The following is a 24,615-nucleotide window of genomic DNA, read 5'->3' on the forward strand; positions in this document are numbered from 1 at the left end:
TAATTTTAACAAATTTATTAGTACAAAAAATTAATCAATGATTATTTTTTTATAAATATTTCTTAATTTTTTTAAAATCTTATTAATTTAATTCTTAACTTTTATTAATTTACCAATACTATTTTCAATTATTTCTTGAACTATTTCTATTTCTTTTATAGTAAGTTTAAAATTATACTCCTCTTCAGTTTTTCTAAAACTATTTTCTATAATCTCTATAACCTCTTTATTATTATTTATATATTCTTCCTCTTTATCTGATTCTAAGTTAAGACCATGATTTAATATTAATCTTTCTATCATAACGCTTATATGAATATATAAAAGCATTCTAAGGTAAGCTGAAAAATCTAAATTAAAGGAATTTTCCATTTTTAATATTATTTGCTCAACATCATTTATAATTTTATTTGGATTAAGTATACTTAATTGATTCATTATATTTTGAAGAGAAAATATCTTTGTAAGTTCTTTTCTTATCTCTCCAATTTTTTCTTTTTCTAAAAACTCAAATAATACTTTATCTAAAGCATCTTCATTATTTGATGAAACTAAATCTTCTAACAAAATACAGCTTATTCCTTCTATTTTTAAATCAGTTGTGCTTATTATAAGTTTAATATCATATTCTTTAAATATTTCATCATCAGCACCTCTATTTGCTAAGTTTCCATATTCATAAGGAATAATATTAATATCAACATCTCCAAGTCCTTTAGCTAAAAGTTCTTTGATTTTAACAGATGTACCAAGCCCTGAAATACAAGTTGTAAGTATAGCTCTCTTTTTCTTTTTGAACTTTATAAAGTTGTACTCTATTTCTGAATTTTCCTTAATAAAATCTTTAATGTGGTTAAAATTCTCACCCTTTACAACTTTCTTTGAAATATTAATAACAAATTCAGTTGTAATATTATTTACAACTAAAATATTTCCCTTTATTAATCCTTTTAACTCCTCATCTATTAATAATAAACTTTTCATATCAACTAATATAACTGTATCTTTAGCATTATTTGATTTTTGCATATAGTTTTTTAGTATTTTGGTAGTTTCCTCTAAAGAAATATTCATAGGTATATCAATAGCATCAAAAATAAAATCTCCAAAATATTTATTAACTGCACTTGCAATGCTACTTCCCGTTGAATAGCCATGTGCAATTATTATTCCATTTATTTTTATTTCTTTATTATCCATTAGTGTAAAAATATATAAAGCAATAAATAATTTTATACTAAAATCACTATTAAAGTCTAAATTATTACTAACATTTCTAAGTATCTTTTCTGCAATTATGTATTGTCTTGAAAAATCTTTTATTTCTATATTTTCTAATTTATTTTTAAGTTCTTCCTTAAATTCCAAATGTAGTCCATTACATTTAGAGAAAAATAATAATATTCTACTAAGTACCTTTGAAGTACTTCCATAATATCTAAGTCCATAATTTTCATTTATTATTTTTAATGTATTTGTTACTATATTTAAATATATATTTTCTAAAATATCATTACTATATTTTTCGTTATAAACTATGTGACTTAAACAAGTATTCATAACAATAGTAATTCTATGTCTTAGCTCTTTCATTGATAATTGTTTTTCATTATACTTTAAAAGAATATTTATAAGGTCTTTATATTCATCTTCTATATATTTTTCAATAGTTCCTTCTCTCTTCTTTTCCTCTTCAAGTTTCTTTTTATTTTCTTCATATTCATCCATAACTTCCTTATGAAGAAAATAAACTGGTCTGCTTTTAATCTTTATAACTTTATTTTCTGTTACTAAAAGGTTTAAATAATGACTAACAACATTTCTTCTTAATTTTAATATTTCTGCAATTTCAAGAGTTTGTACTCCTTCAAAATTTTCATCTTTAAGCAATTCTAAAGTTAATTCTTTTAAACATTTTTCTATTTTATCTTTATTACTCACTTATTCTTCCTCTCAAATTTTAATTTAATCCTTTTCATATGAATTATATCATCTCTATAAGAAATGATACAACATTTGCTATGCTAAATAAAATTCATTTAACTTTTTCTTTCTCTCTTTCCAATCAGGCATTACATCATCTAAAACTTTATAAAAATTCTTACTATGATTAGCCTCTACTAAATGTGCTAATTCATGACACATAACAAATTCAATTTCATAAATAGAAGTTTTCATAAGCTCACTATTTAATGTTATAACTTTTTTAATTGGATTACATGATCCCCATCTGCTCTTCATCTTTCTTATTTTTATTTCAACATGAGGAATCCTATAGTGTAAAAATACTTTAAACATATTGGTATAAATACTTTTAAATGTTTCTTCACACTCATTTCTATACCATTTATTTAGAAGTATTTCCTTTTTTCTATTATTATTTTTATCTTTTAAAAATACATATATTTCATCTTTCCCTTTTTTAACATATTCCTTTTCACTTTTTACAGCTTTTATCTTATATATATTTCCTAAATATTTAATGTTATCTTCCTTTACCTTTTCTGCTTCCTCTAATGATTTTTTTCTTCTTTCATTAAATTTTTCTTTGTGATTTAAAATCCAATCCATTTTTCTCTTTATAAAATCTATAATATAACTTTCATCAATTTTACTATTTGCAGTTACAATAACATCTCCATTTGTTTTAACTCTTAAGTTTATGTTTTTTACATTTTTTCTTATAAGAATAAAGGAAAGACTTTTTCCATTATAACTTATGTTAAGTTTCTTCATAAATTTCTCCTAATCTTTACACTATACAATTTATATAATATAACTTTACTAATTAATTTACAACAAAACATAAGAAGGTACATAGTTTTTTAGCTATGTACCTTCTTATTTGTTTTATATTTTAATTATTTATCTTTAGAACCTTCATAGTCCTTAATAAACTTTTCTATCCCTGCATCAGTTAATGGATGCTTTGTCATTTGAATTATAACTTTATATGGAATAGTTGCAATATTCGCTCCTGCCATTGCTACATCTAATACATGCATTGGATTTCTTATACTTGCTGCTATTATTTCAGTTTCTATTCCATGTATTGCAAATAATTCTGCTATTTCACTTACAACATCTATTCCTGGATTTCCTATATCATCTAACCTTCCAAGAAATGGACTTACAAAACTAGCTCCAGCTCTTGCTGCAAGTAATGCTTGAAGGGGAGAGAATATTAGTGTTACATTTGTTCTTATTCCTTCCTTTGAAAGTACGCTAACTGCCTTAAGTCCTTCTTCACACATTGGTATTTTTATTACTATATTTTTATGAAGTTTAGCTAATTCTCTAGCTTCTTCAATCATTTTTTCACTTTGAAGACTTATAACTTCTGCACTTATTGGTCCATCTACTATACTGCAGATTTCTTCTATAACTTCCTTTAGATCTCTTCCTTCTTTTGCTATTAATGATGGATTTGTTGTTACCCCTGATAAAATTCCAAGTTTACTGGCTTTTCTTATGTCTTCTACATTAGCAGTATCTATGAATATTTTCATAAAAACTCACTCCTTTTTAAATATTAAAACTTAATTTAATTATATAATGTATAACCTTTACAAATAGTCTTTTCCTAAACTTTTCACTAAATGTTAATTAATATATAATTATAAATTAGTTAAACTATATAATACTTTAAAACTTTTTTAATCTAATGAATCTTTATTAATTATTTAAGGCTTTATTAAATTTTTCTTCTATAAAATCTCTTGCATTTTTTATATCTTTCCTAAAATCTCCATTTCCTGTATACCAAAATTCTGTAACAAATCTTCTTACTCCCATATCAAAGGATGTTTTTATTATATTTTCAAAATCAACATGTCCTGTTCCAAAAGGAATTTCTCTAAACTTTCCAGGCACTGTTTCTTTAAGGTGCACTGCCATAATGTGACCTTCTCCTCTTTTTAAATCTTCTATTACATCTTCATTATGTTCTAATGCTGCATTTGTTATATTTCCACAATCAGGGTATACTCCAAGGTATGGTGAATTTACTTTTTTTACATAATTCATAGCCTTTCCTACTGTATTCATAAATTCTGTTTCCATAGTTTCAAAGGCTAAGATTATTCCAGACCTTGCTGCCATTTCAGCTGCTTTCTTTAAATTTTCAAAGAAAAACTCTTTAGTTTTTTCATTGCCTTTTTCATAATAAACATCATATCCTGCAAGTTGAATTATTCTTATTCCTAAATCATCTGCAAGTTCTATAGCCTTTTCCATGATTTTCATTCCATATTTTCTTGTCTCTTCATCTTCACTACCTATAGGATATTTTCTATGTCCACTAAGACACATTGTTCTTATTGGAACACCAACTTCATACATAAGATTTACAAGAACTTGTCTCTCTTCTTTAGTCATATCAAGTCTTCTAAGCTTTTCATCAGTTTCATCTATACTTATTTCAACAAAATCAAAATTATTATCTTTTGCACATTGAAGTTTTTCTCTCCAATTAAGTGTATTTGGCATTGCCTTTTCATACAATCCAACAACATATTCTTTCATAAAACTTCCTCCTTAGATTTTAGCCTTCACCTTGTCCATAGTAGGCATTTGGACCATGTTTTCTTGAAAAATGTTTATTTAATAAGTCATCTGACATACTATCCATTTTTTTATTTGCTAAAATTTCTGTATTGTATGCCATCATAGCAACTTCTTCTAACACAACTGCATTATGGACAGCTTCCTTTGGATCTTTTCCCCATGTAAATGGTCCATGATTTTTAACAAGCACTGCTGGAATATAGTCTGGATTTATATCTTTAAATCTTTCTACAATAACTGTTCCTGTATTATATTCATAGTTACCTTCAATTTCTTCCCTTGTCATATCTCTTGTACATGGAATTTCATCTGCAAAATAGTCAGCCTGTGTTGTTCCATATGGCTTTATTCCCTTTCCTGCCTGAGCAAAAATTGTTGCCCATCTTGAGTGAGTATGTACAATACCACCTATATTTTTAAATTCCTTATAAAGCTTAATGTGAGTATCTGTATCTGATGAAGGTTTATATTTTCCTTCTATTACATTTCCATTTAAATCAACTACTACCATATCTTCTGCTTTCATTAAGTCATACTCAACACCTGATGGCTTAATTACAATAAGTCCTTTTTCTCTATCTATTGCTGAAACATTTCCCCATGTAAAAGTTACTAAATTATATTTTGGAAGAAGCATATTTGCTTCATATACTTCTTTTTTTAAATCTTCTAACAAATTAAAAACCTCCTTAAATATTACTAATTTTCTAAGTAAATCTTCAAAATACACTAAATTTACCTTTTAATTAAGGCAGAAACCTAATTTATAGATTCCTACCTTATTTTTACTTATTCAGTTACAAAATATAAAGCAGCTTCTCCAAGTTCCCTATTTGCAGATATTATAATATCTCTATCATTTTCATTAATTACAAAAACGTTACTTGGTCCTACTCCAGATTCAATAACTTCTGTTTTAAATTTTAAATTTTCCTTGTCTGTACATTGAACATAAAATAAATCTTTATCACATCTTCTATATCCACCAATTATTGTAGGAATTCCTCTAAGCTTTCCACCCCAAACAACATGTCCAAAATCCATTTCCTTTGGATATTCATAAACAATTTTATAAGTGTCTCCATATTTTTTGTTTATTCTAAAATGTTTGCCATGGAACTCTTCTATTGTTACTAATTCATCAACACCATCTTCATCAATATCAACAACAGCCACATCACTTGTTGGTCTATCCATAATTTTTTCTACAAGCCATTCATCTCCATCTTTTTGAGGAGGAGTTACTCTAAATATTCCTTCTTGTGAAGTTACAAGTCCAACCATTTTCCCATTATACTCACTTCTACAATAACCATGATTTTTAGTTAAACCTTCTTTAATAACTTTAAGTTCTATAGGCTCATTTAAATCTTCTTTAATTTCTCCAACATATATCTTTCCAGGATCACTCCAATCATCCTTTGAAGTTTTGCTATTACATAATACTGATCCTAAAAAGTATAGCTTTCCCTTAGCTTCTAATATATCAAAACGATGTAAGTATGGTAATTTAAATAAAGTTTTAATTTCCCATTTCCCATCTACAAATTTACCCCATGCTATTGTTGCATTTTCTGATTGAAAAGTTGGAAAGAAATTTTGAACTGCAAGAAAGTCTCCATTCTTTCCTGGTATAGGAATTATTGACATTGTTCCTCCTGGTCCTTCCCATACTGTTGATTGCTTAAAATCATCACCTTCATACATAAAGCATGGACCTTCACCTTCAGTTGCTATAAGTATTTTTCTATCTCCATCTATAACTGTACTGCTAGTTGCATAACATCTATGCAAATTAGTTAAAAACTTTTTTTCAAATTTCATCTTAAAGGTCATCTCACTTTCAAAATTAACATTTTAAAATCTAAAACTATTTGTTTACTATTTTATCAATTATTTTTTCTTCTATTTCTTTTTCTGATAGTAGATTTTTAAGTCCTATTATTATAGTTCCTGATTCTTCTGCCTTTGAAAAATTCTTTTTAAGTGCTTCTGAACAAAATACTACATCATATCCTGATGCTTGAGTTTTTGCTTCTCCAATACTTGTATGATGAATTGATACAGGTATATTTAACTTTTTAAATATTTTCTCTATTTTCATTTTAATAATTTGACTTGATCCCATTCCATTTCCGCATGCTGCAATAACTTTTAACATAATTATCTCCTCCTAAAACTTTTTCCTATTTTAAGCTTCCGCTTCTTTTTCTTTATCTTCTAAATATCCTTCATAATCTTCAACGATTTTAAAGTATCCTTTTTTATCTTTTATATATTGAATTTGAGGTATTATAAGCATTCCAATAACTACTAGTGCAACACCTATATATCCTAAGTTCTTCATTATAAATCCAATTCCTGGCCATAATGTATCCCAGTCAAAATTACCATGCCATCCACCATATTGTGCAAGTCCAAAATAATAAGCTGCAAAGGCTCCTCCTAAAACTTGTAATAATCCTGAAACAAAAGGTATAATCATTGATGCTTTTAAACCACCCTTTTTATTTGCAAATACTGCAAAGGTTGCATTATCAAAAAATAATGGTACGAAACCTGAAATTATAAGTACTGGACTCTTAAATACTACAAGACCTATTATTGCTAAGAATTGTCCTAAAGCTCCAAATAAAAATCCTATAGTTACTGCATTTGGATGTCCAAATCCATAAGTTGCAGCACAGTCTACAGCTGGCACTGAACCTGGTAGTAATTTATTTGATATACCTTGGAAAGATTCTGTAAGTTCTGCAACGAACATTCTAACTCCAAGTTGTAATATACTTAAATAAACTGCAAAATTAAGAGATTTTTCTAATATGTAAAATAAGAAATTTGTATTTTGATTAAAACCTTTATCAATATTATGCATTAAATCCGGTCCTAGAATTAACATTATTATTCCAAAGAAGAATGTCATTAATATACCTGTTGCTACAACGTTATCATTAAATATTGATAAAAATCCTGGAAGTTCTAATTCTTCTATCTTCTTTTTATTGTTACCTATTTTTCCAGCTATTTTATCAGTTATCCATATTCCTAACATTTGTTGGTGTCCTACTGCAAATCCACCACCTTCTGTAAGTTCTTGGCAAGGTTCTACAGTAAGATTTGAAAATACTGCCCAATATGTTCCAAGTAGTAATCCTAACATAACTACTACACCCATATCTTGTAATTGTGGGAAACAGAAGAATACTAACCATAAAGCTGTTGCTGATTGTTGAACCATTACATGTCCTGTTATAAATACAGTACGAACTTTACTAAATTTTCTAAGCAATACAAGCACTAAATTAAACATAAAGGCTATAAGTAAAACTACCATCATCATTGAAAAAGATCTACCAATTCCACCTATGGCTTCTTGAGCTGCAGTTTGACCAAAATAAGGATCTATTACTGCTGCTTGAAGATTAAAACGGTCTTTAAGTCCTGCAAGTATTGGACGGAAGTTACTAACAAGTCCACCTGCTGCAACATTTAATATTAAATAACCAACAGTTGCCTTTATAAATCCTGCTATAGCATCATACACTGGTCTTTTAAGTAAAAGGTAACCAATTAGAACAATAAAACCTATAAAAAATGCTGGTTTAGTAAGAATGTTGTCTTGGAAAAACTCCCAAATTGAAATTAAAAAATTCATATAATTTATCCTCCCTTTATATTGTTTTCTCACAATTACTTATCTTCTTGGGATTTTCTTACCTTAAAATCTACTTATAAATAATATGGTAAAAAAATTTTCTACACTAATTTTTTTAAGTCTTCAACGCTTTCAGCTTCTAATAATTTTTCTACAACTTCTTCATCAGATATAAGCTCTACCATGTTTGAAAGATTTTGCAAATGTATATTATTATCTGTTGATGCAAGCACAAAAAATAATTGTGCTTCATTAGACTCATCATTTCCAAATTTCACAGGAGTATTCGTTTTCATAAAGCACATAGATGTTTCATTTACTCCACGACCTTCTTGTGCATGTGGTATTGCAATCTTTGGTGCAATAACTATATAAGGACCATATTTTTTTACACTTTCTATTATTAAATCTGCATATTCTTTTTCAATTGCTTTTTGCTCTATTAAGGGAGCGCATGCAGCCTTAACTGCATCCTCCCAATTATCAAAGCCTTGGTGAAAAGAATATCTCTTTTTTTCAATTAATTCTTTTAACATAACAAAACACCAACTTTCAAAAATCCTCTTATAAAAATGAATTATATGGTAAATTAATTTCTACCTCAAAGCAATCATCAAATCCTCTTGGATAATGATATTCCCTCTTATCCTTATCATCTGGGAAAGTAAATTTTCCTCCAACTTGCCATATAAATGGTTTGAATTTATATTGTAATCTATCTTTTTTCATATCATATAATGCTAATATTTCATGAGTATCTGCTTGGAAGTTTGACCATATATCATGATGGAATGGTATAACTACTTTTGTATTAAGTGCTTCTCCCATTCTTAAAATATCGCATGAAGTCATCTTATCTGTTATACCTCTTGGATTTTCTCCATAAGAACCAAGGGCAACATCAATTTTATGTTCATTTCCATGTTTAGCATAAAAATTTGAATAATGTGAATCTCCACTATGATAAAGATTTCCACCTGGAGTTTTTATTAAGTAATTTACTGCTTTATAATCCATATCAACTGGCATCTTTCCTCTTAAATCTCCTTCTGGTGGAGCTGTAATTAATGCTGTTCTATCAAATGATTCTAAAGCTTCTAATTCAACATCTTTAATTTTTATAATATCTCCTGGTTTAACTACTATACATCTTTCCTCTGGTACTCCCCAGCCTACCCATTTATCTACACAAGCTTGTGGTCCAATAAAAGGAACATCAGGTGAACAATTTTTAAGTACAGCTGCTGCTACATTTATATCTATATGATCATTATGATCATGAGTAGAAATTACTGCATCTATTTCTCTTATTGCAAATGGATCTAATACAAAAGGTGCAACTCTTAAATTAGGTTGTAACTTTTTACCTCCACACATTCTTGCCATTTGATGCTCTGGATTTATGTAAGGATTTTTCTTTGTTTTCTTTCCACTACCACACCAAAAATCTATACAAAGGTTAGCATTACCTTCTGTTTTAAGCCAAATACCTGTACATCCAAGCCACCACATTGAAAATGTTCCAGGCTTTACTACTTCATTTTCTATTTCTTCATTTAACCAAGTTCCCCATTCAGGAAAAGTGTTTAATATCCATGAATCTCTTGTTATATTATTTACATTACTCATTTTGTCTTCCTCCCCTTCATATCTGAACGTTTTGTTTGTTTTTAAAGTTCGTTTAATCATTTATTGATTTAATTATATACTGTATACGTTTTTTTGACAAGCTTTTTTTGATTGTTTTTTATCAAATAATTAAATTTTAACTATTTTTCACCATTTTTATACATTTTATATGTTCTTTTTGAACGTTTTTCATTATTTATTTTGATTATTTCATTGATTTTTTTTATTTTTTTTTGTAAAATTAACATATAATCACTTTTTAAGTTCATTTATTTTATTTTTAAAATAATCATATAAATAAATTAATAATAACTTGTGTTTAGTTATACAAAAGATAAAAATACATGATTTAAAGGAGGCTAAAATTTTGAAAAATGCAAAAGGTTTTGTTTTTAAAAGGCAGCAAGCCATATTAAAATACTTAAAAGAACATAAAGAAGCTAAAACTGATGACTTAGCAAAACTTTTAAATACTTCTAATATAACAATACGTAGAGATTTTCAAAATCTTGAAAATGAAGGTGTAATAAAAAGGCATTATGGAGGCGCAGCACTTATAGAAGGTGCCTTAAACGAAGATCCTTATTTTAATAACGAAAATGCAGAAAGGCAAAAAATTAAAGAAGCAATAGCAAAAAGAACTTCTGAATTTATAGAAGATGGGGACAGTATTTTTATAAATTCCAGTTCTACTGCCATTAAAGTTTTAGAGTATATTAAAGATAAGAGAGTTGTTGTTATAACAAATAACGGTAAAGTTCTTAATATGAATCTATCTCCTAAAATAGAGGTTGTCCTTACTGGTGGAGAAGTTTATGGAAGAAAGCAATCAATGGTTGGAGATATTGCAACTCAAATAATATCAAAAATAACAGCTACAAAATGTTTTATGGGAGTTAGCGGCATAACTTCTAGTTCTGGAATAAGCACTTCAGTTCTTCAAGAAACTACTGTTAATATGAAAATGCTAGAAAACTGTAATGGGCCAACTTTCATATTAACTGATAGTTCAAAAATAGGAATACATCATAACTTTTCTAGCGGCGATATAGATAAAGTAAATTATGTTATAACAGATAAAAATGCTAATAGTGAGGAAATTAAAAAACTACAAGAAAAAGGTGTAGAAGTTATTTTTGCATAAATAATCTAACTCTAAATATTTGATTTTTTAAGTGTTTATATTAAAAAGTGTGTAAAACCACTTAAACTAAGGCTATGTTTTAAACTATTGTTGATTTAATATAGAATCTATAAAATTTACTCAATGGGTAATTAAGTAAATCTAAAGACTTTTCTAAAATCAACATATGCTAAAACATAGCCTTAATTAAATATTTTTATTTTACTCTAATTAAATTATTTCTTTTATATTTATTTCCTATAATTATAGGTGATTTTTCAACTTCAACTATACTAGTATCTATTCCAAACCACTTCTCTGGAGATACTGCTATTTTTTTTACGAATAACTTAAAACTTAATATAAAGCTATCCCAAGATGAAAGTTTACTTTCATTAGATAATGTTTCTTCTAAAAGAATAAACTTAAAATCACCAACTGTAGGTCTATTATCATCATTAATCATATATTCTTTTGGTACAAACTCTAATTCTCCACTTGCAACTAAATCTTGTATAACTTGACCTAATAAAAAGTTAACTCCTTGATCAATTCTAAATCCAAGTTTAAATCTTACACTAAATATTTGGTTTTCAACAATTGTTTTTACTCTATACTTTTCAGTATAAGGTTCATCTGTAACATCTATATTTACAAACCAATAATATTTAGAACGTTTTGGTAATTTATTAAAAATAGAATATAGTATTTTATTTTCAACTTCATTCCATTTATAAGATTTAGTTAAATAAACTAAATTTGTAGAATATAATGGTATTTCTTTATCTTCTTCTATTGCCTTAAATTTATTTTTATACTTTAAAAGATCATCAAATTCGCTATATCTCTTTTTGATTTTTGCACCATATATCCAAACATACATTATAAAGATTAATATTCCTGCAATAATTAATGTTATATAACCACCACTAACTATTTTAAAGATATTTGCATATAAAAAGCTTCCTTCTATTGTTCCAAATACAATTAGAACAATAACTGAGGCTATTGGTCTATTTTTAACATACTTCATATATTGAGATAACAATATTGTTGTCATAAGCATTGTAACTGTAATTGCTAGTCCATATGCTGATTCCATATTTTCTGATTTCTTAAAGTATAATACAAGTGATATACATCCAATACATAATAATAAATTTATACTTGGAATATACAATTGTCCTTTTTCATCATTTGGGTATCTAACATGCAACCTTGGAAAAAGATTTAACTTTATAGCCTCTGATACTAATGTAAATGATCCAGAAATTAAGGCCTGACTTGCTATAATAGCTGCAAGAGTTGCAATTATTACTCCAATTATAATAAACCAATCTGGCATTATTAAGAAAAATGGATTTTTTGATATTAATTTCCCATTATTCATTAAAAGGTAGGCACCTTGTCCAAAATAATTAAGTAAAAGACATATCTTAACTAAAATCCAAGTGTAATAAATATTTTTTCTACCGCAATGTCCAAGATCTGAATAAAGGGCTTCTGCTCCTGTTGTACAAAGAAATACTGCTCCAAGAACATATACACGACTAGGATCATCTATAAGTAAATGCATTGCATAATATGGATTTATTGCTTTAAGTATTGATGGGCAATGTACTAATTTCATAATCCCAAGTGTTGCAAGCATTAAAAACCATACAAGCATTATAGGTCCAAAAACCTTTCCTATCTTTTCAGTACCAAATCTTTGAAATAAAAATAAACCTGCTAGTATAGTTATTACTATTAAAATTATAGTATCTCTTTCAAGGGGTAAAATAATATTTAATCCTTCAATTGATGAGGTAACTGTAACTGGCGGTGTAAGTATTCCATCTGCTAAAAGGGCAGCTCCTCCTATAATAGCTGGTATAATAAGCCATTTAGAATGTTTTCTAACTAATGTATATAATGCAAATATTCCGCCTTCACCATTATTATCAGCCTTTAATGTTAATATTACATACTTTATTGTTGTTTGTAATGTTAATGTCCAAAACACTAAAGAAACTCCTCCTAAAACAACACTTTCAGCTGAATAACCGTTATTGGTTGAAAGTATTGCCTGCATTACATAAAGAGGAGATGTACCAATATCTCCATAAACAATTCCAAGAGCTACAAGTAAAGACCCTATTGTAACCACATTCTTTTTCATCCCCCTATTTTTCCTCCTTTGTTTAGATATAATATTAGCATTCTATTTTCTTTAAAGTTAATTGTCAACCTACTAGAAATATCTAAATCTCCATAAACTTAAAGTATTTATAATCATTTTTTAAATATAATAATAAAAAGCTAGTAAATCAATAATTTACTAGCCCTTAAACATTAATTATTTTGATTGCTCATAAACTTCATATCCACAATCTCTTAAAGCTTCTTCTATACCTTCTACATTTTTATTTTGAGTTCTTATCTTTTTCTCTCTATTATCATTAAAAACTAAAGTAAATTCTGCATAGTCAATTGTTCTTTCTATTTCAATATATTCTACACCTTCCGTATCCTCTAACTTTAGTATCTTACCAATCTTTTTAGAACCTACATAAAAACCTCTATCATTAATAATCATAATTGATATATACATTATAAGTATTACGTATAGGTTTTCTTCCTTTAAGTATGCTATAAGAATTAATCCTACCTGTAACAAAGCAAGTAGTAATAAAAAGTATGTAGAATTAGTTCTACCCTTCCATCCTTTTTTAAGCAAATCAATAAATTTAACACTATTTTCTTTTAAATATTTTCTATTTCTCATGAAAGCAATAAATAATGAACAATTAAATACAGTAAGAACTGTAACTAAACATATATTAAGAACTTCCAAAATAACATCTCCTTTTTTATTTATAATAAACTTCATATATTACTAATTTAATTTTTCTACATAAGTTTCTTTATTAATAATTTTTATTGAATTTATTAACACTCTTTGTGTCAATATTTCCTAATATAAAATTAATACAATATAGATTATACAATCCTTTTCTAAAGATATTCTTAAATTTATCTATATAATGTCTTATTTTACTAATAAATTTCTTAAATAATATATTTTATTTCACTTTCTGGAAAATACTTATTTATTTTTTCTATAAAAAATTCTTTTATTTCAAATAGATCCTCTTTTTTATAAACATATTTTCCATAACCAAATTGACCATACTTATAAGTTCTTTTTTCATCATTCATAGGTAATTTATTATCAGGAAATATATCCATTATTATATTTTTAGCTCTTGTTGTATATCTATGGGAAATAACTTCAAAGGTTAATTTATGCTTTAAATTAATTGGCAATTTTTCTTTTAAATTCTTTAATAGATTTTCATAATCACTTTTCCAACCATCATATATAAATACAGGTGCAATTATAAAACCTAATGGATAATTAGCCTTAGCTATTTTTCTACTTGCATTTATTCTCTCACAAATAGATGCTGTCCTTTTTTCATAATTATTTATTGCAAAATCTGTATTTATACTAAATCTTATTTCTGTTTTATTATTATGTTTTAAATTTAGTAAGGAATCAACATCTGTATATTTTGTTACAAATCTAAATTTTGCAAAATCATTATTTGCAAAAAACTCTATTGCCCTTTTTAATAAATTAGTATATGGCTCAAATGGTATAGGATCAGATGTAGCAGAGCCTTCAAATATTGTAATATTAGGCTTTCTTTCAGAAATATATTTTTCTGCTTGATTTAATATATCTTCTATATTGACATTTATTTTTGCATAAGGTTTATCTCCTAAATTGGTATTTAAATAACAATATTCACAATTACCAATACAACCACTTACTAATGGCAATTGCCAATGTGCTGATGGTTTGCAAGACTGAAATTTACCTACCCTTTTAACTCCTACTACAATTGTATTTTTTCCTTCTTTATAAAATTCTCTTATATCATCACCTGGTATATTTTGTTTTATTCTATTATTATTAAGCTTAACAATTTCTATATCTTTAAAATCCTTAAAATAATTATAAATATCCTTTCCAATATCATAATTTAATGAATTTTTTTCAAATAAAATCCTCCTAGGTTTAAACATAGGTTTATCTCCCTTCAATAATATTTTCTTTTACTAAAAACAAAAAAATAATAGCAGTATTTACTACTATTATTCCTAATTTTCAAATATAAAATCATAATTTAATAATAACAATATTAAATTGCAGTATTTCATTAGTTTTTACTTAATATTTAATTTAATTATAAAGTTTATTTCTTCCACTATACTTAATATTTTAATTAATTGTTAATATTCTACATATTTTATATTTATATAAGTCTTCGTTGCTATAATTGTAATAATGACTGTTATTTAAAAGGGGGAAGTTAAATGAAATTCAAGTCATTTTTCTCAAATCACAAAAAAGCTATAATAGCCTGTGTAATTGTATTATTTCTAGGAATCTTTATTGGAAAAGTTGAATCGCCTTCAGATAAAGATATAAGTACTATTAAATCTAAAAATATAGCATTAGCCTCTGAAATTTCACAAAAAGACAGTTTATTAACTACTAAAAAAGCTGAAGTTTCTTCTTTGCAAGAAAAATCTAAAAACTTAGAAAATAAAAAAGAAGATATTGAAAAAGAAATTAAAGATAAAGAAGAAGCTAATGCAAAGAAAGAGGCAGAACTTAAAGCAAAAGAGGAAGCTAATGCAGCTAGTAAAAAATCAACCTCTTCTAAACCTAAGAAAACTTCATCTGAAAACAAAAAAAATAAACATGAAGTTGGAACTATGGTTTGGATAACTAGAACAGGACATAAATACCACAGAACTAACCATTGTGGAAACACTAACCCAAGCAATGCAACAGAAGTTTCTTTAAAGGAAGCTGAATCTATGGGGTTATCACCTTGTTCTAAATGTTTCTAATTTAAGGAGGTTTTTATTTTATGAAAAAAGTTATTGGTAAGATACTTTCTGTTTTTGTAGTATTTATTTTCTTTTTTATAGGCTTTGGAATTGGTTTAGATGGTACAACTACTTCAGCTAAAGACTCTTTAGAAAAAGAATATGCTCAAGAACAAAATTCTCTTAATGAAAAGAATTCTGAATTATCTAAGGTAGATGAAGATATTACAACTTTAAATAATCATATATCTGAATTGAATAATTATATAAAAGATAATTCTAAAAATTAATTATTAAAGTAATATACTAATTTAATATATTATTTTAAAGCTTAATTTACATAATTATTAAATATAAAAAGGACTTTTCAACTGAAAAGTCCTTTTTATATTATCTATTAAATTTATTTATATTTTTATAATTATTTATTGCTTTTCTAGTTTTTATAAGTTTCTTTTCACTGTCTTCTATACTATTTGATGATATTCCTATAAATAACATATCTATTACCGCAAGTTGCGCTATTCTTGAAGCCATAGCCCCTTCTCTAAGTTTTTTCTCTACTTCTGGAATATTTAACGTAATTGTAGAATATTTTGCCAAGGTATTATTTATACTATTTTTAGTAATTGAAATTACAGCTGCTCCTATTTCATTTGCATTTCTTACACACTCTAAAACTTCATTAGTTTCTCCAGAATAAGATATTGCTATTGCAACATCTTCTTTTTTCATTAAAACTGATGTTGTTATTTGTAAATGAGTATCTATATGAAAAATTGTTCTTTTATTTATTCTACTTAGTTTATGAAAAAAATCTGCACCTACTAATGAAGAATTTCCAACGCCATAAATATAAATATTTTCAGCTTTTATTAAAATATTTATAGCTTTTTCAAGTTCATTTGGATCTATCATTTCACATGTTTTTTCAATAGTTGAACCTAATGAACTTTTTATATGCTTTATTAAACTACTTGAACTTAATTCTTTTCCTAAATACTCAAAATTTGACTGTTTATCATCTTGTTCCTTTATATTAATTGACACTTGTAATTTTAACTCATTAAAACTTTTAAATCCTATTCTTTTTGCAAATCTAACAACAGTTGAAGCTGATGTTCCTGTTTTTTCTCCAATCTCTTTAGCTGTAAAACTTAAAATCTCTTTATAACTACAATTCAATAAAAAATCCGATATTTTTCGTTCTCCATGAGTAAACTTATTATAATTATTATCTATAAACTCCAAGACATTCATTATATTCCTCCTAAATACCTAACTATTGAGCAATAAAAGAAAATCTTTTTCCTCCTTTAATATATTTTAAAAGACATAAATCTTCTTCAATAACCCGAGCTACTATATTTATTCTATCATCTTTTGAAGACTTTTGTTTAATTATTTGAAGTTCTCCCATATACCTTAAATACTGCCTATTATCTATTGTTATATAACCAATCTCTCTTATATTTGATATTTCAGGTTCTATAATATCATTTTTCCCCAAAAGAGTTCTACTTTCCTGTGCCCTTATTGCATCTCTTGCCTCATCAACTCTAGCCGTATATTTATTTTTTAATAGCCTTAGGCATACTTCGCTTTTAGTAAAAACTTCTATTCTAAGCACTACTTCATCTTTATTTACCTTAGTCAATTTCATAAGCTCATCATCACTTGGTAATGAGTCACCAATAAATATATCATTACAGCCTAATGCATATAACTCATTTGCTGCAACTTCTACATTTAAATCTCTATGATCTTCTAATGTTGGAAGTCCTTCTTTTAATGGTGATCTCTTTCTACTATTTGATTGTACGAATGCACAAACTTTAATATTTCTTTTATTTAAAATACTATTAACTTTTATCATATACTCTTTTGAAATTCCTGTTCCTCTTCTAGGATAAAAATTATGTAATGCATCTATTTTACAAAAATCTGCATTATATCTTTCTAAATTATCTAAAAAACTTGATGTTAATGTAGAAGCATTAATTTGTATATTAATTCCATGCTCATTTTTACTCATATTAGCTATATCTTCTTCATTATATCCATAATCTATTCTTATAGTTTTTATTCCAAGCTTATAAAGACCATATATATCTTTATTTTCTAAATCCAAAAGTTTAAATGTATTAGGTGAAATATCACTAATTATATCCATATTATATTCTTTTGCCTGTTTTAAAAATTCTCCAACCTCACTTTTTAATACTGTATAATCTGCCTCTGGAACTTGGAGAGATGTAAATATTCTTTTATAACCTAATTTATATGCTTTATTTAAAAGCTTCATATTCTCTTCTTTACTATTATCTAATCCAAAATATACCGATATGCCTAAACTCAAAAAACTACCTCCCCTTTTTAAAAATTAAGAAGCTTATAAAAAGTATTATAAGCTTCTCTTTTTATATTAAACTATTTTTATTCTACTGGATCATTAAATTTTAAAATTCTTGTTGCTATGTATCCTGCAATATATGCTACTAACAAACCAATCAAAAATTTACCTGCATTATTTGTAGTAGCTGCAAGAGGAATTCCTGAAAGACCCATTGATGTTGCACCTACTTTTAAAGCAGCTTGTACAGCTCCACCAAATGCTCCACCTATACATGCACCTATAAATGGTCTTCCAAGTGGTAACGTAACACCATATATTAATGGTTCTCCAACACCTAACATTCCAACTGGCAAACTTGATGCTATAGTTTTTTTAATTCTTTCATTTTTAGTCATTCTATAAACTGCAAATGAAGCTCCTACTTGTCCAGCTCCTGCCATTGCAAGTATTGGTAACAATATATCTATTCCTGATGAACTTAAAAGTTGTGCATGAATAGGAGTTAATCCTTGATGTAATCCTGTCATAACTAATGGTAAGAATGTTCCACCAAGCACAAATCCTGCTACAACTCCACCCTTTTCAATAGCAACTTTAGTAACATCACCAATTCCTTCTGCTATAAATCCGCCTATTGGTTGAAGTGCATATACAGCTACAAATGTTGATACTAAAATGACTATTAATGGTGTTAAAAATAAATCTAATGTATTTGGAACTATCTCTCTTACCTTCTTTTCAAGCCATGATGAAAAGGCAACTACTAATAAAACAGCTATAATTCCACCTCTGCCAGGTACTAACTTTTCACCAAATAAAGATATGTTTGAGAGTGCTGGATGTGAAATAACTGCTGCCATAACTCCACCTAACATAGGTGAACCACCAAATTCTTTTGCTGCACTAACACCAACAAAAAGATTTAATCCAAAAAACACTGAGTTTCCAGCTACTTTTAATAAAGATATAAAACTACTACTTGCTAATGATGGATCTATTTTCAGTATTATATTTAAAATTGATGTTACAAGTCCACATGCTATAAATGCCGGTATAAGTGGTATAAATATATTAGCTACTTTTTTAAGCACAAGTTTAACTGGAGTTTGATTTTTTTTCTTTATTTCACTTTTTAATTTTTTTGCATCTTCCAAAGTTTTTTCAACGTCTTCATCTATATCTCCAATTAATTTGCTAAATTCATTTTTAACCTTGTTAACTTTACCAGGACCAATAACTATTTGTAATTGATCATCTTCTTCAACCAATCCTAAAACTCCATCTAAGTTTTTTAATTTTTCTTTATCAACTTTTTCTCCATCAACAACTTCAAGTCTAAGTCTAGTCATACAATTAGTTACATTTTTAACATTGCTTTTTCCGCCTACAACTTCCAAAATGTCTTTTGCTAATTTTTCAAAATTTTTACTCATTAAAATACCTCCCCTTAACCTTTAACTATTTGATTTCATTTAAAGCATTAGAAATATACCCATTATTCCTATCTAAAATAGCTTTTGCTTCTTCTTTTGAAATCTTTGATAATATGATAAATATTGAAAGTTTAACATCAAAATTAGTTTCTTTAAGTTTTTCTTCCACCACCTCTCTACTTGCGCCAGTAGCTTCCATAACTATGTTTTTACTTCTTTCAACCAGCTTATCATTAGTAGCCTTTACATCAACCATTAAATTTTCATATACTTTACCAAGTCTAATCATAATTCCAGTTGAAATCATATTTAAAACCATTTTTTGAGCTGTTCCAGATTTCATTCTTGTAGAACCTGTAACAACTTCTGGTCCCACAATAGGTGCTATTTCTATCTTCGCCTCCTTTGCTATTTCTGAATTTTTATTACATGCCACTGATACAGTTAATGCTCCTATTTCATTGGCATATTTAAGTCCTCCTATTACATACGGTGTTCTTCCCGATGCAGCCAATCCAACCAGTACATCATTTTTCTTTAATTCTATTTTTTTTAAATCTAAGATTGCAAGTTCTTCTGAATCTTCTGCTCCTTCTTTTGCAATAAACATAGCCTCTTTCCCACCAGCTATTAGTCCTTGAATCAACTCATGAGACACACCATAAGTAGGAGGACATTCTGATGCATCTAAAATCCCAAGTCTTCCTGATGTGCCTGCCCCTATGTAAATAATCCTCCCATCATTTTTTAGTCTTTCAGTAGATAAATCAATAACTTTTGCTATTTGAGGTATTTCATTTTCAACAGCTATTGCTACTTTTTTATCTTCATCATTTATTTTTTTTAACATTTCATAAGTGGAAATCCTATCTATATCCATAGTGTTTTTATTTCTATTTTCAGTTACTAGTTTTTTTAAATTTATACTCAAATTTAACACCTCCATTAATTACTTTTTATTATTGATTACGTTTTCATTATAAGTCTTTTAAAACAAAATTGCAATACTTTTATTTTTTATTGAAATTTCGTTGCTAAAAGTTTCATAAATAACTTTTATAGCAAAAAAATAATAGTTTTTGCAACTACTCCTTGAAACTTTATTTCATAGTCTATACCTACTATTAAATTTTCCAATTAATTTTCATAAAATTTCTATAATCTAATTCAAAATATATAGTTTTAATTTAAAACTAAAAAAGAGTAGTTTTAATAACTACTCTTTTTAAATAAATTTATATTTACGCTGGTAATGAATTTCTCTTTTCATACCCGCTATCTTTTTCTTTTCTCTTATTATATTTACCATTACCTTTATCTTTCTTATATTCATATATAACCTCAATAAGTTTTCCGCTTATTGTAACTGCTACTATAGAAAACAATATTTGAATATAATCTAAATAAATTAATGATAACCCAAGAACAATCCAATCACTTAATATATATACATGATTTACCTTAAGTGGAGTAAACTTACTTCCTAAAAGAGCTATAACATCATCTCCACCAGAAGCTCCTCCAGCTCTAAGGACAATTCCTACACCTACCCCAACAAATATTCCTGCAAAAATACTTGCTATTAACATATTTCCTGTTAAATTTGGAATTAAAAATCCTATACTTTCAAATATTCTATAGGAAATAGAAAAACATATTGATGCAAAAATTGAAAACAATAAAAACTTCTTTCCAAAAAATCTTGATCCAATTGCAAATAATGATAAATCTATTATCAAATTTGTTATTGATGGTGATATGTCAAATAAGTGTTTAAATAAAAGTATTAAACCTAAAACTCCACCTTCAGTTACATTGTTTTGATAATTAAAATTGTAGCTACCAAAAGCTAAGATACTTGAGCCTATTAAAATTAATAGTAAACTTCTCAAGTTCTTTTTCGTCGAATACAAAATATCACTCTCCTAAATTCTATTTACAAAAAACTTTATTATTTTTTATAAATACCGTTACAAACATTATATTCCTTTAGCTTATTAATATCAAAATTTTAAACTCTTTATATCATGTAATATATACTATTATAAAATATTACCTTTTGTGAAATTACCCTAGTCTCCTTTAATTAAGCCAATTAATATCTACTCATTCTTCCTTCACCCTCATAATATTTCCTTTATATTCCTATATAATTTAAAATAATCTCCTTATCCTTGACTTTATCCTAAGCACTAATATATAATTAGAAGAAATATTACAAATAAATATTCTATTGCTATGATTAGAAGTAGTACTATAACCTTGTAATTTCAGAGAGCTGCTATTTTGCTGTGAAGCAGTATTACAAATATGGGAACTTGTCTATGAGCTTACTTGAATTAAATCAAGTACGGTTTTAACCGTTAAATTATTGAGTGAGAAATTTATTTATATAGATTTCTAACAAGAGTGGTAACGCGGAAGTATCCTTTCGTCTCTTATTTTAAGAGATGAGAGGTTTTTTTATTTTATTTAACTATTTAAGGAGGAATTAAACAATGGGAAACTATGGAACTGCCATAGATAAAAAATGGCAAGAAAAATGGGAAAAAGAAAATTTATATAAATTTGATCCCACAAAATTAGATAAGAAACTTTATGTACTTGAAATGTTTTCTTATCCATCAGGAAGTCAATTACATGCTGGACATTGGTTTAATTATGGACCAGTAGACACATGGGCTAGATTTAAAAGAATGAATGGATACAATGTATTCCAACCAATGGGCTTTGATGCTTTTGGTCTACCAGCTGAAAACTTTGCTATAAAAACTGGTATTCATCCACAGGATTCAACTGATAAAAATATAAAAACTATGGAAGCTCAACTTAAAGCAATGGGGGCTATGTTTAACTGGGATAACGAGATAGTAACTTGTAGACCAGATTATTATAAATGGACTCAATGGTTATTCTTAAAACTATATGAAAAAGGTTTAGCTTACAGAAAAAAAGCTCCTGTAAACTGGTGTCCTTCATGTAATACAGTTTTAGCTAATGAACAAGTAGTTGATGGTTTATGTGAAAGATGTGATACAGAAGTAACTAAAAAGGACTTAACACAATGGTTCTTAAAAATTACTGATTATGCAGATGAATTACTTGAAAAACTAGATGATTTAAACTGGCCAGAAAAAACTGTTGCTATGCAAAAACACTGGATTGGTAAATCAACTGGTGCTGAAGTTAAATTTAAAATTAAAGATCATGACTTAACATTTGATGTATTTACAACAAGAGCAGATACATTATATGGAGTTTCATATGTTGTTTTAGCTCCAGAAAATGAATTAGTTAATAAGATAGTAACTCCTGAAAATAAAGAAGCAGTTGAAGCTTACAAAGAAGAAGCTAGTAAACAATCAGAAATTGAAAGACAATCAATTTCTAAAGAAAAGACTGGAGTATTTACAGGAGCTTATGCTATAAATCCTATAAACGGAAAAGAAGTTCCAATTTGGGTTTCTGACTATGTTCTTGCAAGCTACGGAACAGGTGCTGTAATGGCAGTTCCAGCTCATGATGAAAGAGACTTTGCTTTTGCAACTAAGTTTAATCTTCCAATAAATAGAGTAATAGCTTCAAAAGATGGAAAAGAAACTGAGCTTCCATACTGTGAACATGGCATATTAGTTAATTCAGGAGATTTTAATGGATTAACTACAAAAGAAGCTAAAGTTAAAATAGTTGAAGCTTTAGCTAAAGATAATGAAGGTTGTCAAAAGGTTAACTTTAGATTAAGAGACTGGCTAGTATCAAGACAAAGATATTGGGGTGCTCCAATTCCAATAGTATATTGTGATAAATGTGGAATTGTTCCAGTACCTGAAAAGGATCTTCCAGTTAAATTACCATATGATGTTGAATTTGCACCAGATGGTAAATCTCCTTTAGCTAAATGTGATGAATTTGTAAATACTACTTGTCCATGTTGTGGTGGACCAGCTAAGAGAGAAGTTGATACATTAGATACTTTTGTTTGTTCATCATGGTATTACTTAAGATACCCAGATAACAAAAATGAAAGTGCTCCATTTAATAAGGAACTAATCAATAAAATGCTTCCTGTTGATATGTATGTTGGAGGACCTGAACATGCTTGTATGCATCTTCTATATGCAAGATTTATAACTAAAGCATTGAGAGATATGGGATATTTAAACTTTGATGAACCATTTACTTCATTAGTTCACCAAGGATTAATTTTAGGACCTGATGGATTAAAGATGAGTAAATCAAAGGGAAATACTATATCACCAAATGATTATATAGAAGAGTATGGTTCTGATGTATTTAGAATGTACCTAATGTTTGGTTTTGCTTATGTTGAAGGCGGCGCTTGGAGTGATGATGGAATAAAATCTGTTGGTAGATTTGTAGATAGAATTGAAAGAAATCTTGAAAAAGCAAGAGAAGCAATTAATTCAAAAGAAGGTAAAACTACAATTGATAAGGCAGAAAAAGAACTTAACTTCTGGCTTAATACTGCAATTAAAGGTGTAACTGAAGATGGAGAAAAAATGCAATTTAATACTGCAATAGCAAGAATGATGGAATTTGTAAATGCTCTATCAAAATACAATAATGAAACTACTAAAAACTTAGAATTCTTAAAAGAAACTATAGAAAGTTTCATTAAAATACTTGCACCATTTGCACCTCACTTTGCAGAAGAACAATGGAGTTTACTTCAAAATACAACTTCTGTATTTAACGAAGCTTGGCCAAAATTTGACCCTAAGGCTTTAGTTAAAGATGAAGTTGAAATAGCTATTCAAGTTAACGGTAAGATTAAAGCTAAAATAAATGTTCCTTCAGATCTTAATGAAGAAGGAATTAAAGAAGCTGCTTTAGCTGATGAAACTATACTAAAAAATACTGAAGACAAAAACATAATAAAGGTTATTGTTATCAAAGGAAGATTAGTTAATATAGTTGTAAAATAACAAAAAAAGAGTAGAGAAAT

The 24,615-nt window shown here is 27.3% G+C and carries 22 protein-coding genes and 1 other annotated feature; of the genes, 4 read left to right on the forward strand and 18 right to left on the reverse strand.

Going from position 1 to position 24,615, the window contains the following annotated elements; translation table 11 throughout:
* Window positions 1–87: 87 nt before the first annotated feature.
* The 10 genes from J2S18_RS13725 to ulaG all read right to left on the reverse strand — a co-directional run bounded on the left by J2S18_RS13725 (window position 88) and on the right by ulaG (window position 9,850).
* Window positions 88–1,941: a PRD domain-containing protein gene (locus J2S18_RS13725; RefSeq protein ID WP_307487624.1), complete on the reverse strand. Its 1,854-nt coding sequence runs from the start codon at window positions 1,939–1,941 to the stop codon at window positions 88–90.
* Between the two features lie 78 nt (window positions 1,942–2,019).
* Entirely contained in the window at window positions 2,020–2,736 is a 717-nt protein-coding gene (locus tag J2S18_RS13730) for a M48 family metallopeptidase (RefSeq protein WP_307487626.1), read from the reverse strand.
* Window positions 2,737–2,861: 125 nt separating this feature from the next.
* On the reverse strand, window positions 2,862–3,509 hold the full coding sequence (fsa, locus tag J2S18_RS13735; protein WP_307487628.1) for a fructose-6-phosphate aldolase: 648 nt from the start codon (window positions 3,507–3,509) through the stop codon (window positions 2,862–2,864).
* 166 nt (window positions 3,510–3,675) lie between these two features.
* Window positions 3,676–4,524, reverse strand: coding sequence for an L-ribulose-5-phosphate 3-epimerase (locus tag J2S18_RS13740; RefSeq protein ID WP_307487629.1), 849 nt, complete (start codon window positions 4,522–4,524; stop codon window positions 3,676–3,678).
* 19 nt (window positions 4,525–4,543) lie between these two features.
* Window positions 4,544–5,242: an L-ribulose-5-phosphate 4-epimerase gene (araD, locus tag J2S18_RS13745; protein WP_307487631.1), complete on the reverse strand. Its 699-nt coding sequence runs from the start codon at window positions 5,240–5,242 to the stop codon at window positions 4,544–4,546.
* A 113-nt stretch (window positions 5,243–5,355) separates the two neighbouring features.
* Entirely contained in the window at window positions 5,356–6,390 is a 1,035-nt protein-coding gene (locus J2S18_RS13750; RefSeq protein WP_307487633.1) for a hypothetical protein, read from the reverse strand.
* A gap of 46 nt (window positions 6,391–6,436) precedes the next feature.
* Window positions 6,437–6,727, reverse strand: a complete 291-nt coding sequence (locus J2S18_RS13755; protein WP_307487634.1) for a PTS sugar transporter subunit IIB — start codon at window positions 6,725–6,727, stop codon at window positions 6,437–6,439.
* A gap of 30 nt (window positions 6,728–6,757) precedes the next feature.
* A complete protein-coding gene (ulaA, locus tag J2S18_RS13760; protein WP_307487635.1) occupies window positions 6,758–8,221 on the reverse strand; it encodes a PTS ascorbate transporter subunit IIC in 1,464 nt (487 codons plus the stop codon).
* Between the two features lie 101 nt (window positions 8,222–8,322).
* Window positions 8,323–8,757, reverse strand: a complete 435-nt coding sequence (locus J2S18_RS13765) for a PTS sugar transporter subunit IIA (RefSeq protein WP_307487637.1) — start codon at window positions 8,755–8,757, stop codon at window positions 8,323–8,325.
* Between the two features lie 28 nt (window positions 8,758–8,785).
* A complete protein-coding gene (gene ulaG / locus J2S18_RS13770; protein ID WP_307487638.1) occupies window positions 8,786–9,850 on the reverse strand; it encodes an L-ascorbate 6-phosphate lactonase in 1,065 nt (354 codons plus the stop codon).
* A gap of 367 nt (window positions 9,851–10,217) precedes the next feature.
* Between ulaG and J2S18_RS13775 the strand changes: the two genes are divergently transcribed.
* On the forward strand, window positions 10,218–10,994 hold the full coding sequence (locus J2S18_RS13775) for a DeoR/GlpR family DNA-binding transcription regulator (RefSeq protein WP_307487640.1): 777 nt from the start codon (window positions 10,218–10,220) through the stop codon (window positions 10,992–10,994).
* A 196-nt stretch (window positions 10,995–11,190) separates the two neighbouring features.
* Here the strand turns inward: J2S18_RS13775 and J2S18_RS13780 are convergent, their stop codons facing one another.
* From J2S18_RS13780 to splB, 3 genes are all read right to left on the reverse strand, one after another.
* Entirely contained in the window at window positions 11,191–13,134 is a 1,944-nt protein-coding gene (locus J2S18_RS13780; RefSeq protein WP_307487641.1) for a KUP/HAK/KT family potassium transporter, read from the reverse strand.
* A gap of 177 nt (window positions 13,135–13,311) precedes the next feature.
* Window positions 13,312–13,809, reverse strand: coding sequence for a hypothetical protein (locus tag J2S18_RS13785; RefSeq protein ID WP_307487642.1), 498 nt, complete (start codon window positions 13,807–13,809; stop codon window positions 13,312–13,314).
* 215 nt (window positions 13,810–14,024) lie between these two features.
* Window positions 14,025–15,047 carry a spore photoproduct lyase gene (gene splB / locus J2S18_RS13790; protein WP_307487643.1) on the reverse strand — a complete coding sequence of 341 codons (1,023 nt, stop codon included), beginning with the start codon at window positions 15,045–15,047 and terminating at the stop codon, window positions 14,025–14,027.
* Between the two features lie 291 nt (window positions 15,048–15,338).
* Here splB and J2S18_RS13795 point away from each other — a divergent pair, with 291 nt between their 5' ends.
* Window positions 15,339–15,881: a hypothetical protein gene (locus J2S18_RS13795; protein ID WP_307487644.1), complete on the forward strand. Its 543-nt coding sequence runs from the start codon at window positions 15,339–15,341 to the stop codon at window positions 15,879–15,881.
* 20 nt (window positions 15,882–15,901) lie between these two features.
* On the forward strand, window positions 15,902–16,150 hold the full coding sequence (locus J2S18_RS13800) for a hypothetical protein (RefSeq protein WP_307487645.1): 249 nt from the start codon (window positions 15,902–15,904) through the stop codon (window positions 16,148–16,150).
* A gap of 100 nt (window positions 16,151–16,250) precedes the next feature.
* Here J2S18_RS13800 and J2S18_RS13805 read toward each other — a convergent pair whose 3' ends face one another.
* From J2S18_RS13805 to J2S18_RS13825, 5 genes are all read right to left on the reverse strand, one after another.
* Entirely contained in the window at window positions 16,251–17,120 is an 870-nt protein-coding gene (locus J2S18_RS13805; protein ID WP_307487647.1) for a MurR/RpiR family transcriptional regulator, read from the reverse strand.
* A 22-nt stretch (window positions 17,121–17,142) separates the two neighbouring features.
* Entirely contained in the window at window positions 17,143–18,219 is a 1,077-nt protein-coding gene (locus tag J2S18_RS13810; RefSeq protein WP_307487648.1) for a DUF871 domain-containing protein, read from the reverse strand.
* 77 nt (window positions 18,220–18,296) lie between these two features.
* Window positions 18,297–19,649: a PTS transporter subunit EIIC gene (locus J2S18_RS13815; RefSeq protein WP_307487650.1), complete on the reverse strand. Its 1,353-nt coding sequence runs from the start codon at window positions 19,647–19,649 to the stop codon at window positions 18,297–18,299.
* 25 nt (window positions 19,650–19,674) lie between these two features.
* Window positions 19,675–20,580 (reverse strand): N-acetylmuramic acid 6-phosphate etherase, encoded by a 906-nt coding sequence (murQ, locus tag J2S18_RS13820; RefSeq protein ID WP_370873855.1) that lies wholly within the window; start codon window positions 20,578–20,580, stop codon window positions 19,675–19,677.
* A gap of 310 nt (window positions 20,581–20,890) precedes the next feature.
* The gene (locus tag J2S18_RS13825) at window positions 20,891–21,562 is read right to left on the reverse strand and encodes a YitT family protein (RefSeq protein WP_307487653.1); all 672 of its coding nucleotides are present in this window, start codon (window positions 21,560–21,562) and stop codon (window positions 20,891–20,893) included.
* A gap of 316 nt (window positions 21,563–21,878) precedes the next feature.
* Window positions 21,879–22,091 (forward strand) — a binding site (T-box leader).
* Between the two features lie 56 nt (window positions 22,092–22,147).
* Between J2S18_RS13825 and leuS the strand changes: the two genes are divergently transcribed.
* Window positions 22,148–24,595, forward strand: a complete 2,448-nt coding sequence (leuS, locus tag J2S18_RS13830) for a leucine--tRNA ligase (protein WP_307487655.1) — start codon at window positions 22,148–22,150, stop codon at window positions 24,593–24,595.
* Window positions 24,596–24,615: the final 20 nt, after the last annotated feature.

Origin of the sequence: Eubacterium multiforme, from assembly GCF_030813415.1 — a bacterium.
GTDB classification, from domain to species: Bacteria; Bacillota; Clostridia; order Clostridiales; family Clostridiaceae; genus Clostridium; species Clostridium multiforme.

Bases quoted from the DNA above. Each gene is read 5' to 3' on its own strand.
- J2S18_RS13730 (WP_307487626.1), bottom strand. From the start codon at position 2,736: ATGAAGAAACTTAACATAAGTTATAATGGAAAAAGTCTTTCCTTTATT.
- fsa (WP_307487628.1), bottom strand. From the start codon at position 3,509: ATGAAAATATTCATAGATACTGCTAATGTAGAAGACATAAGAAAAGCC.
- J2S18_RS13740 (WP_307487629.1), bottom strand. From the start codon at position 4,524: ATGAAAGAATATGTTGTTGGATTGTATGAAAAGGCAATGCCAAATACA.
- J2S18_RS13750 (WP_307487633.1), bottom strand. From the start codon at position 6,390: ATGAAATTTGAAAAAAAGTTTTTAACTAATTTGCATAGATGTTATGCA.
- J2S18_RS13755 (WP_307487634.1), bottom strand. From the start codon at position 6,727: ATGTTAAAAGTTATTGCAGCATGCGGAAATGGAATGGGATCAAGTCAA.
- ulaA (WP_307487635.1), bottom strand. From the start codon at position 8,221: ATGAATTTTTTAATTTCAATTTGGGAGTTTTTCCAAGACAACATTCTT.
- J2S18_RS13765 (WP_307487637.1), bottom strand. From the start codon at position 8,757: ATGTTAAAAGAATTAATTGAAAAAAAGAGATATTCTTTTCACCAAGGC.
- ulaG (WP_307487638.1), bottom strand. From the start codon at position 9,850: ATGAGTAATGTAAATAATATAACAAGAGATTCATGGATATTAAACACT.
- J2S18_RS13780 (WP_307487641.1), bottom strand. From the start codon at position 13,134: ATGAAAAAGAATGTGGTTACAATAGGGTCTTTACTTGTAGCTCTTGGA.
- splB (WP_307487643.1), bottom strand. From the start codon at position 15,047: ATGTTTAAACCTAGGAGGATTTTATTTGAAAAAAATTCATTAAATTAT.
- J2S18_RS13795 (WP_307487644.1), top strand. From the start codon at position 15,339: ATGAAATTCAAGTCATTTTTCTCAAATCACAAAAAAGCTATAATAGCC.
- J2S18_RS13800 (WP_307487645.1), top strand. From the start codon at position 15,902: ATGAAAAAAGTTATTGGTAAGATACTTTCTGTTTTTGTAGTATTTATT.
- J2S18_RS13805 (WP_307487647.1), bottom strand. From the start codon at position 17,120: ATGAATGTCTTGGAGTTTATAGATAATAATTATAATAAGTTTACTCAT.
- J2S18_RS13815 (WP_307487650.1), bottom strand. From the start codon at position 19,649: ATGAGTAAAAATTTTGAAAAATTAGCAAAAGACATTTTGGAAGTTGTA.
- leuS (WP_307487655.1), top strand. From the start codon at position 22,148: ATGGGAAACTATGGAACTGCCATAGATAAAAAATGGCAAGAAAAATGG.